Here is a 7,887-nt window from a genome sequence, read left to right on the forward strand (position 1 = left end):
AAAGCAGACCAAGGTCTGCTTTTTTTACGCCCATGATACCGAATCAAAAGCTACTCGCGATTATCGACGCCCAGGTGCAGCTGGTCGCACTGGGCAATGACCTGAGCGCGGTGATGGACGCCGCGTCGTCCAGGGCGGTCGAACTGACCGGGGCCGATGGCGCCGTGGTGGAACTGCTGGAGGACGACGCCATCGTCTACCGCTCCGCCAGCGGCATCGCCGAAGCGCAGCTGGGATTGCGCATGCCGGTGGCGAACAGCCTGTCCGGCCGCGTGCTGACCAGCCGCAGCGCTGCGCTGTGCAGCGACAGCGAAACCGACGAGCGCGTCAACCGCGACGCCTGCCGCAAGGTCGGCCTGCGCGCGATGGTGATAGTGCCGCTGATCGCCGGCGGCGAAGCGGTCGCCGTCATGAAGCTGGTGTGGAAGGCGCCGCGCGAATTCAACGAGAACGAAGCGGAGATCGCGCAGCTGCTGGCCAATATGACGGCCATGCTGATGCAACGCGCCACGCAGGAAGGTCCGAATGTGCTGAAGCAGCGTTTGACGCTGGATGAAGCCAGCGGCACCGCCAACCGTTCCTTCTTCTACGAGCAGCTGCAGGCCAAGGTGGCGGCGGCGCAAACGGGGCATGGGCATCTGGGCGTGGCGGTGGTGCGCATCAACGGCATCGCGGCGCTGCCGGAAGCGCTGGCCGACATCTCGCGCCGCATCGAGCGCGAGTGCCGTCCGGGCGATCTGGTGGCGCGCATCGGCCACGATGAATTCGGCGTGATCTTGAACATGGCGTCGCGCCGTTCGATCGTCACCAGCCAGCTGCATCGTATCAGCCTGTCGGTGACGGGCGAATCGCTGCCCGGCATCAGCGACGCCGCGCTGCGCCAGGCCTGCCACACCGGCAGCTCGCTGTATCCCGAAGACGCCCACACCGCGATTGAACTGGTGCAGGCCGCGCGACCTTAAAACCGGGGTCAGTGCCGACATTCGGACATTTCGCTCGCGAAATGTCCGAATGTCGGCACTGACCCCGGTTTAAATGAACACAGGTTCAGGCTCCAGCAGCACGCCATAGCGCGCCTGCACGTCCGCCTGGATCGCCCTGGCCAGCGCCACCACATCGGCGCCGGTGGCGCCGCCGTTATTCACCAGCACCAGCGCCTGTTTCGGATACACGCCGGCGGCGCCGAGGTTGCGCCCTTTCCAGCCACATTGATCGATCAGCCAGCCGGCGGCCAGCTTCTCGCTGCCATCCGGCTGCGCATGATGCACCAGCGTCGGAAACTGCGCCAGCAGCGCCGCGCATTGCGCGCCCGTTACCACCGGATTCTTGAAGAAGCTGCCGGCGTTGCCGATCACCGCAGGATCGGGCAGCTTGCGGCGGCGAATGGCGATCACCGTGTCGGCCACCTGCTGCGGCGTCGGCGCAGCGATGCCCTGCTCCGCCAGCGCCTGCGCCAGCTCCGCGTAGCGCAGGTTGGGCTGCCACTGCTTGGGCAGCGCAAAGGTCACGTCGAGAATGATCAGGTGACGGCCTTCCTGCTTGAACACACTGTCGCGGTAAGCGAAGCGGCACGCCGCCGCATCCATCGCGCGCGTCTCGCCGCTGCGCGGATCGAACACCGTCACGCTGTGGAATACGTCCTTGATTTCCAGCCCGTAGGCGCCAATATTCTGGATGGGCGCCGCGCCCGCCGTGCCGGGAATCAGCGACAGGTTTTCCAGTCCACCGTAACCTTGCGCCAGCGTCCACTGCACGAACGCATGCCAGTTTTCGCCAGCCGCCGCACGCACCAAATAATGTTGTTTCGTCTCGCCGGCAAGCGCGCGGCCCTGCAAGGCGATGTGCAGCACCAGGCCGTTGAAGTCGCCCGTCAGCAGCACATTGCTGCCGCCGCCCAGCACCAGCTTCGGCACCGCAGCCCAATTGGCGTCAGCATAAACGCCGAGCAATTGCTCTCTTTCAGTCACGCGCACATACGCCTGCGCGCTGGCGGCGATGCCGAAAGTGTTGAGGGACTGAAGCGGAAATTGATGTGAGACAGAAAATGATGCGGACATGGGGAAATAACGAATAAATTTGATCGATTATAGAGCGAAACAAGCAAAAAACCAGCGCCGATATGGCAGCGAACGGCAGGTTGTCCGTTAAAATGTCAGTCTTTGATGCAGCCGGATCGATGCGTGCTGCATGCCACACGAAAAGGAAATAGTTATGCCGTCGTTTGATGTAGTTTTGGAAGCCGATATGATCGAAGTGAAGAATGCCGTCGAGCAAGCTCAAAAGGAGATCGCCACGCGCTTCGACTTCAAGGGTACCGGCGCCGCCGTCGAACAGAAGGACCGCGAGCTGACCATGACCGCCGATGCGGAATTCCAGTTGCAGCAGGTGCGCGATGTGCTGGTCAACAAGCTGGGCAAGCGCAAGGTCGACGTGCGCTTCCTGGAAGACGGCGAGATCAAGAAGATCGGCGGCGACAAGGTGCGCCAGGTGCTGAAGGTAAAAAACGGCATCGAGTCCGACGACGCCAAGAAAATCGTGCGCGTCATCAAGGACAGCAAGATGAAGGTGCAGGCCAGCATCCAGGGCGAATCGGTGCGCATCACCGGCGCCAAGCGCGACGACCTGCAGGCCGCCATGGCGCTGCTGCGCAAGGACGTCACCGAGCTGCCGCTGGAATTCAACAACTTCCGCGACTGATACTCGTCCACCGCCTGCGCGCGGCACGCCCGGCGTTGCCGCGCCCGTCACAAAGCTGTAGTACACATGGAGTAGAATAAGTCGGAGCTCCGACCATGCGTACTGCCGCGCGACCGCAATTAAACTCGGTAGTCTAAGGATAGCAATGAAACGTGTTGATGATTTCCGCCTGCGATTTGGCAATGAAGAGTATGTGCCCATCATGATCGGCGGAATGGGTGTCGATATCTCGACCTCGGAACTGGCACTGGAAGCGGCCCGCCTCGGCGGTATCGGCCACATCTCGGATGCGATGGTGGAAGACGTGTCGGACCGCAAGTTCGACACCAGCTTCGTCAAGGACAAAACCAAGCTCTACAAGCACAACATCAACAACATGGACAAGTCCATGGTGCAGTTCGACCTGCAGCGCCTGGCTGAAGCGCAGCGCCTGCACATCGGCGCCACCATGAAGGCGAAACAGGGCCCGGGCCTGATCTTCGTCAACTGCATGGAAAAGCTGACCATGAACGGTCCGCGCGAAACCCTGCGCACCCGTCTGAACGCGGCGCTCGACGCCGGCATTGACGGCATCACGCTGTCGGCCGGCCTGCACTTCGGTTCGTTCGCGCTGATGGCCGATCACCCGCGCTTCCGCGAAGCCAAGCTGGGCATCATCGTGTCGTCGGTGCGCGCGCTGCAGATCTTCCTGCGCAAGAACGCCAAGCTGAACCGTTTGCCGGATTACGTCATCGTCGAAGGCCCGCTGGCCGGCGGTCACCTGGGCTTCGGTCCGGAAGACTGGAAAGACTACGACCTGATGACCATCATGCTGGAATTGCTGGCTTACTTCAAGGAAGAGAAGCTGGACATTCCACTGATCGCGGCCGGCGGCATCTTCACCGGTTCCGATGCGGTCAGGTTCCTGGAAGCCGGCGCGGCGGGCGTGCAAGTGGCCACCCGCTTCACCGTCACCAAGGAATGCGGCCTGCCGGACAAGGTCAAGCAGGAATATTTCAAGGCGTCGGAAGAGGACATCGTCGTCAACGGCATCTCGCCGACCGGCTACCCGATGCGCATGCTGAAGAGCACGCCGGCGATCGGCTCGGGCATCCGTCCGGGCTGCGAGTCCTACGGCTACTTGCTGGACGCGACCGGCAACTGCGCCTACATCAATTCGTACAACCGCGAAGTGGCGGCGCATCCGAACGACAAGAACATCGTCGTGATGGACAAGACCTGCCTGTGCACCCACATGCGCAACTTCAACTGCTGGACCTGCGGCCACTACACCTACAAGCTGAAGGACACCTCGTTCAAGAAGCCTGACGGCGAGTACCAGATGCTGACTGCGGAGCACGTGTTCAAGGACTACCAGTTCAGCACGGACGACCAGATCGCCCTGCCTGAAAAAGAGTTCTGATGATGAAAAACGGCGCCGCAGGCGCCGTTTCTTTTTGATCAGCCGTCCTTGTTGATCCGGTGGATCAAGGCTTCCAGCACTTCTTCCGATCGCTCATTGTCCACCTGGCAGGTGCCGGCGTTCTCGTGGCCGCCGCCGCCGTATTCCAGCATCAGCGCGCCGATGTTGGTCTTCGAGCTGCGGTTCAGGATCGATTTGCCGGTGGCGAACACGGTGTTCTGATTCTTCAGACCCCACAGCACGTGGATCGAGATATTCGTGTCCGGGAACAGCGCGTAAATGATGAAGCGGTTGCCGGCGAAGATCACTTCCTCGTTGCGCAGGTCCAGCACCACCAGGTTTTTGTGGATGGTGGCGCAGCGGCGGATCTGCTCCTTGCATTTCGCCGAGTGCTCAAAGTACAGCTCCTTGCGTTCCTTCACATCCGGCATGTCCATGATCTGTTCGATCGTATGGTCCTTGCAGTAATTGATCAGGTCCATCATCAGGTTGTAGTTCGAGATGCGGAACTCGCGGAAGCGGCCCAGGCCGGTGCGCGCATCCATCAGGAAGTTCAGCAGATCCCAGCCTTCCGGATTCAGCACTTCCTGCTCGTTGAAGCGCGCGGCGTCGCCCTTGTCGACCGCCGCCATCATATCGTTCCACGACGCCGGGAAGGCCTTCAGGCCGCCATAGTAGTCGTATACCACGCGCGCTGCCGATGGCGCCTCCGGATGGATCACGTGGTTCTGGCGCTCGCCGGTGTTGCGGATGGTTTCCGACAAATGGTGGTCGAACGCGATATGCACGCCCTGCACGAACGGCAGGTTGGTCGTGATGTCGTTGTCGCTGATCGCGATCTTACCGTCCTGCATGTCCTTCGGGTGCACGAACAGGATCTCGTCAATCAAGTCCAGGTGCTTCAGCAGCACCGCACATACCAAACCATCAAAATCGCTACGGGTTACCAAGCGATACTTTTTTGCTTCTGCCATGGAGCTACCTCAGGTGGGTTGGACACCGGTAAATGATACAACTCAATCGCATCGCTGCCCACAAATAGTGACCATACGTTGCATTAAGTCACGATGATTCATACAAAAACAATGTTACTCTATATGCAATACATAGACCCATTGAGGCCCCCATGAATCTCCGTCTTGCCATCCTGGCCCTGACTGACAAGTACCAGCTATCGGCTCAACAGCATGCAGAGCTGAAACAGCTTGCCGGCCTGGGTGCGCCACCGCCCCTGCTCGCGCGCCAGCTGCAGGCCGGCATGGCCGTGCTGGGCGCCGCCTTGGGCGGACTCGGCATTCTGTTCTGGCTGGCCGCCAACTGGCAGTCGCTCTCGGGTGCGGGACGCTTCGGGCTGTTGCAAGCCGTGCTGATCGCCGCCCTGCTTGGCGCCTGGCTGCGTCCGGCGGCGCGGGTGCCGCTGTCGCTGCTCGGCTTCATGACCTGCGGCGGCCTGTTCGCCCACTTCGGCCAGACCTACCAGACCGGCGCCGATCCATGGCAACTGTTCGCGCTATGGGCGGCGCTGACCTTGCCGCTATGCCTGAACATCCGTCACGCCGCCTTGTGGACAGTGTGGGCCGCAGTGGCCTTGACCGCTGCCTGGCTGGCGTGCGCCGTCGTGCCCGGGCGCGGCGTGTTCCACAACAGCCTGGGGTCGTGGATACCCGCGATCACCCTGGCGGCGGCATTCCGCTTCGCCCCGATCGGCGCCGGACTGTGGCCTATGCGCCTGAGCATGATCTACGCAACCGCGGGCCTGTGCTGGGTCGCCCTCTACAGCCTGTTTGAAAACCGGCTTGGCGCCGCCTATCTGTTGACGCTGGCCTGTGTCGCCGCGCTGGGCTACCTGTTCAGCCTGCGCAGGATGTTTGATGTGTTCGTGCTGAGTGCGCTGGGCTTCGGCGCCAATGTGCTGCTGGTCAGCGGCCTGGCGCGCGCGATCCTGGATGATCGTCAAATGGCGACCTCGGCAATCCTGCTGACCGGCTGCATTGCGGCCGGCCTGCTGGCCGCGACCGTCAAACTGATCGTGCACCTGACGCGCACGCATACCGGGGAGCACATAGCATGAGCCGGCAACGCTTGAACGACCTGGTGCTGGCCGCCGCCGCGCGCGGCATCCTGCAACCCGACGCCACAGCCCAGCCCATGACGCGTCCATGGCCCATTGTATTGATGACAGGGCTGGGCGCCTGGCTGGCGGTCATCCCGTTCGTGGCCGTGTTGTTCCTGACGCTTGGCGACCAGTTGGAAAAAGGCGCACTTGGCTATGTGGTCGGCGCCGTCATCCTTGGCATGGCCTTGATGGTGCTGCGCAGCGGCAGCCGGTCGGAATTTATCGAGCAGCTGGGCTTTCCCGCGCTGCTGGTGGCCGGCGTTCTGCTGGCTATCGGCTTGTACCGCGACCTGCCGCCGGGCTCGGCCAGTGCCGTACTCACGCTGGTGATCATCGGCGCGGCGTGGGCCGCGCCGCAAATCTGGCTGCGTACCCTGCTGGGTGCGCTGGCTGCCGCGGCCTTTGTCGCCATGGCTGCCGGCTACCGCACCTTCGAACACGCGCAACTGCCCAACGGCCTGCACTGTGCATTGCTGGTGTGGCTGGTGGCCGTGAGCTGGTCGGACAGCCACCCCGTCTCGGGCCTCAATGCGCGCGGCGCCATCGCGCTGGACGCGATCGCATCTGGCTGGGCGGCCATGCTGTTGCTGGGATTGGCGTATAGCTCCGGAAAAACTTTCATGATCGGCGCACTGCTGGAACCTTTGCCGGGCGACAGCCTTGGCTTGACCCGCGACCCGCTGTCGCGCACGTTTTCGATCGTGCTGGCCGGCAGCGGCGCGGCATGGCTGGCCCATCGTTGGCCGGCGTGCCGCGCGCCACACATATTGCTTGCGGTCGCGCTGCTGCTCGTGCTGTCGTGGGTGATGCCACTGCTGGGCGGCGCGCTGCTGATCCTGGCGATTTGCACCACCAGCGCACGTCCGCTGCTGGCGGTGGCTGCCGCCGTATCGGCAGCATGGATCATCGGCGGCTTCTATTACCAGCTCAACATGCCGCTGGCCAGCAAAGCGCTCATCATGGCTGCGGTCGGCGCCGCTTTCGGCCTGATCGGATGGCTGAACTGGCCGCGCCGCGCAAGCGCGCCAGCACAAACGCCCGCGCGGCCGCCCAGGCTGATGGCACTGTCGCTGCTGGCGATACTGGTCGTGATCAACGGCGGCATCTGGCAAAAAGAAAACCTGATTCGCCATGGCCGCCCGGTATTTATCGAGTTGGCGCCGGTTGATCCACGTTCGCTGATGCAGGGTGATTACATGCGCCTGAACTTCCGCCTGCCGCACCTGGGCGACGCGGACCGGCGCACCAAAGTCGTCGCGAAAATCGACAGCCGGGGCGTTGCCGTCATCCAGCAGGCGGCCTCGGGCGCGCCGCTGGCGCCGGATGAAATCCTGATTGAATTGGTGAACACCGGCAGCGGGCTGCGGCCGGTCAGCGATGCCTGGTATTTCAAGGAAGGCGAAGGAAAGCGCTGGCAGCAAGCCAGATACGGCGAGTTCCGCATCGATGGCAACGGCCGCACACTGCTGGTCAATCTGCGCGGCGCCAACCTGGAAGCGCTGTAAACGCAAAAAGGCCCGCTCAATGAGCGGGCCTTCCTGACTTATAACTAGCTTGACGATAACCTACTTTCACACTGGTTGCAGCACTATCATCGGCGTAGAGTCGTTTCACGGTCCTGTTCGGGATGGGAAGGGGTGGGACCGACTTACTATGGTCATCAAGCTTTGAC

The 7,887-nt window shown here is 62.3% G+C and carries 7 protein-coding genes and 1 rRNA gene; 5 read left to right on the plus strand and 3 right to left on the minus strand.

Going from position 1 to position 7,887, the window contains the following annotated elements; all coding sequences use genetic code 11:
- The first annotated feature begins 32 nt into the window (after nt 1-32).
- The gene (locus GJ695_RS20885; RefSeq protein WP_154368118.1) at nt 33-962 is read left to right on the plus strand and encodes a sensor domain-containing diguanylate cyclase; all 930 of its coding nucleotides are present in this window, start codon (nt 33-35) and stop codon (nt 960-962) included.
- Between the two features lie 69 nt (nt 963-1,031).
- On the opposite strand, the gene murB is transcribed toward GJ695_RS20885, so the two are convergent.
- Nucleotides 1,032-2,057: a UDP-N-acetylmuramate dehydrogenase gene (gene murB, locus GJ695_RS20890; protein ID WP_154368120.1), complete on the minus strand. Its 1,026-nt coding sequence runs from the start codon at nt 2,055-2,057 to the stop codon at nt 1,032-1,034.
- 154 nt (nt 2,058-2,211) lie between these two features.
- On the opposite strand from murB, the gene GJ695_RS20895 reads away from it, so the two are divergent.
- Entirely contained in the window at nt 2,212-2,697 is a 486-nt protein-coding gene (locus tag GJ695_RS20895) for a YajQ family cyclic di-GMP-binding protein (protein ID WP_154361477.1), read from the plus strand.
- Nucleotides 2,698-2,842: 145 nt separating this feature from the next.
- The gene (locus tag GJ695_RS20900; RefSeq protein ID WP_154368123.1) at nt 2,843-4,099 is read left to right on the plus strand and encodes a nitronate monooxygenase; all 1,257 of its coding nucleotides are present in this window, start codon (nt 2,843-2,845) and stop codon (nt 4,097-4,099) included.
- Nucleotides 4,100-4,137: 38 nt separating this feature from the next.
- On the opposite strand, the gene GJ695_RS20905 is transcribed toward GJ695_RS20900, so the two are convergent.
- The gene (locus tag GJ695_RS20905; protein ID WP_154368125.1) at nt 4,138-5,073 is read right to left on the minus strand and encodes a DHH family phosphoesterase; all 936 of its coding nucleotides are present in this window, start codon (nt 5,071-5,073) and stop codon (nt 4,138-4,140) included.
- A 152-nt stretch (nt 5,074-5,225) separates the two neighbouring features.
- On the opposite strand from GJ695_RS20905, the gene GJ695_RS20910 reads away from it, so the two are divergent.
- Together GJ695_RS20910 and GJ695_RS20915 are read left to right on the plus strand one after the other, a co-directional pair.
- Nucleotides 5,226-6,170, plus strand: a complete 945-nt coding sequence (locus GJ695_RS20910) for a DUF2157 domain-containing protein (protein ID WP_154368127.1) — start codon at nt 5,226-5,228, stop codon at nt 6,168-6,170.
- On the plus strand, nt 6,167-7,720 hold the full coding sequence (locus tag GJ695_RS20915; RefSeq protein WP_154368129.1) for a GDYXXLXY domain-containing protein: 1,554 nt from the start codon (nt 6,167-6,169) through the stop codon (nt 7,718-7,720). The genes GJ695_RS20910 and GJ695_RS20915 overlap by 4 nt, the downstream gene beginning before the upstream one ends.
- Nucleotides 7,721-7,767: 47 nt before the next feature.
- On the opposite strand, the gene rrf is transcribed toward GJ695_RS20915, so the two are convergent.
- A 5S ribosomal RNA gene (gene rrf / locus GJ695_RS20920) occupies nt 7,768-7,880 on the minus strand.
- Nucleotides 7,881-7,887: the final 7 nt, after the last annotated feature.

This window comes from Duganella alba (assembly GCF_009674495.1).
Lineage (GTDB): Bacteria > Pseudomonadota > Gammaproteobacteria > Burkholderiales > Burkholderiaceae_D > Rugamonas > Rugamonas alba.

Coding starts and splice junctions, on each gene's coding strand:
- murB (WP_154368120.1), bottom strand. CDS start 2,057: ATGTCCGCATCATTTTCTGTCTCACATCAATTTCCGCTTCAGTCCCTC.
- GJ695_RS20895 (WP_154361477.1), top strand. CDS start 2,212: ATGCCGTCGTTTGATGTAGTTTTGGAAGCCGATATGATCGAAGTGAAG.
- GJ695_RS20905 (WP_154368125.1), bottom strand. CDS start 5,073: ATGGCAGAAGCAAAAAAGTATCGCTTGGTAACCCGTAGCGATTTTGAT.
- GJ695_RS20910 (WP_154368127.1), top strand. CDS start 5,226: ATGAATCTCCGTCTTGCCATCCTGGCCCTGACTGACAAGTACCAGCTA.
- GJ695_RS20900 (WP_154368123.1), top strand. CDS start 2,843: ATGAAACGTGTTGATGATTTCCGCCTGCGATTTGGCAATGAAGAGTAT.
- GJ695_RS20885 (WP_154368118.1), top strand. CDS start 33: ATGATACCGAATCAAAAGCTACTCGCGATTATCGACGCCCAGGTGCAG.
- GJ695_RS20915 (WP_154368129.1), top strand. CDS start 6,167: ATGAGCCGGCAACGCTTGAACGACCTGGTGCTGGCCGCCGCCGCGCGC.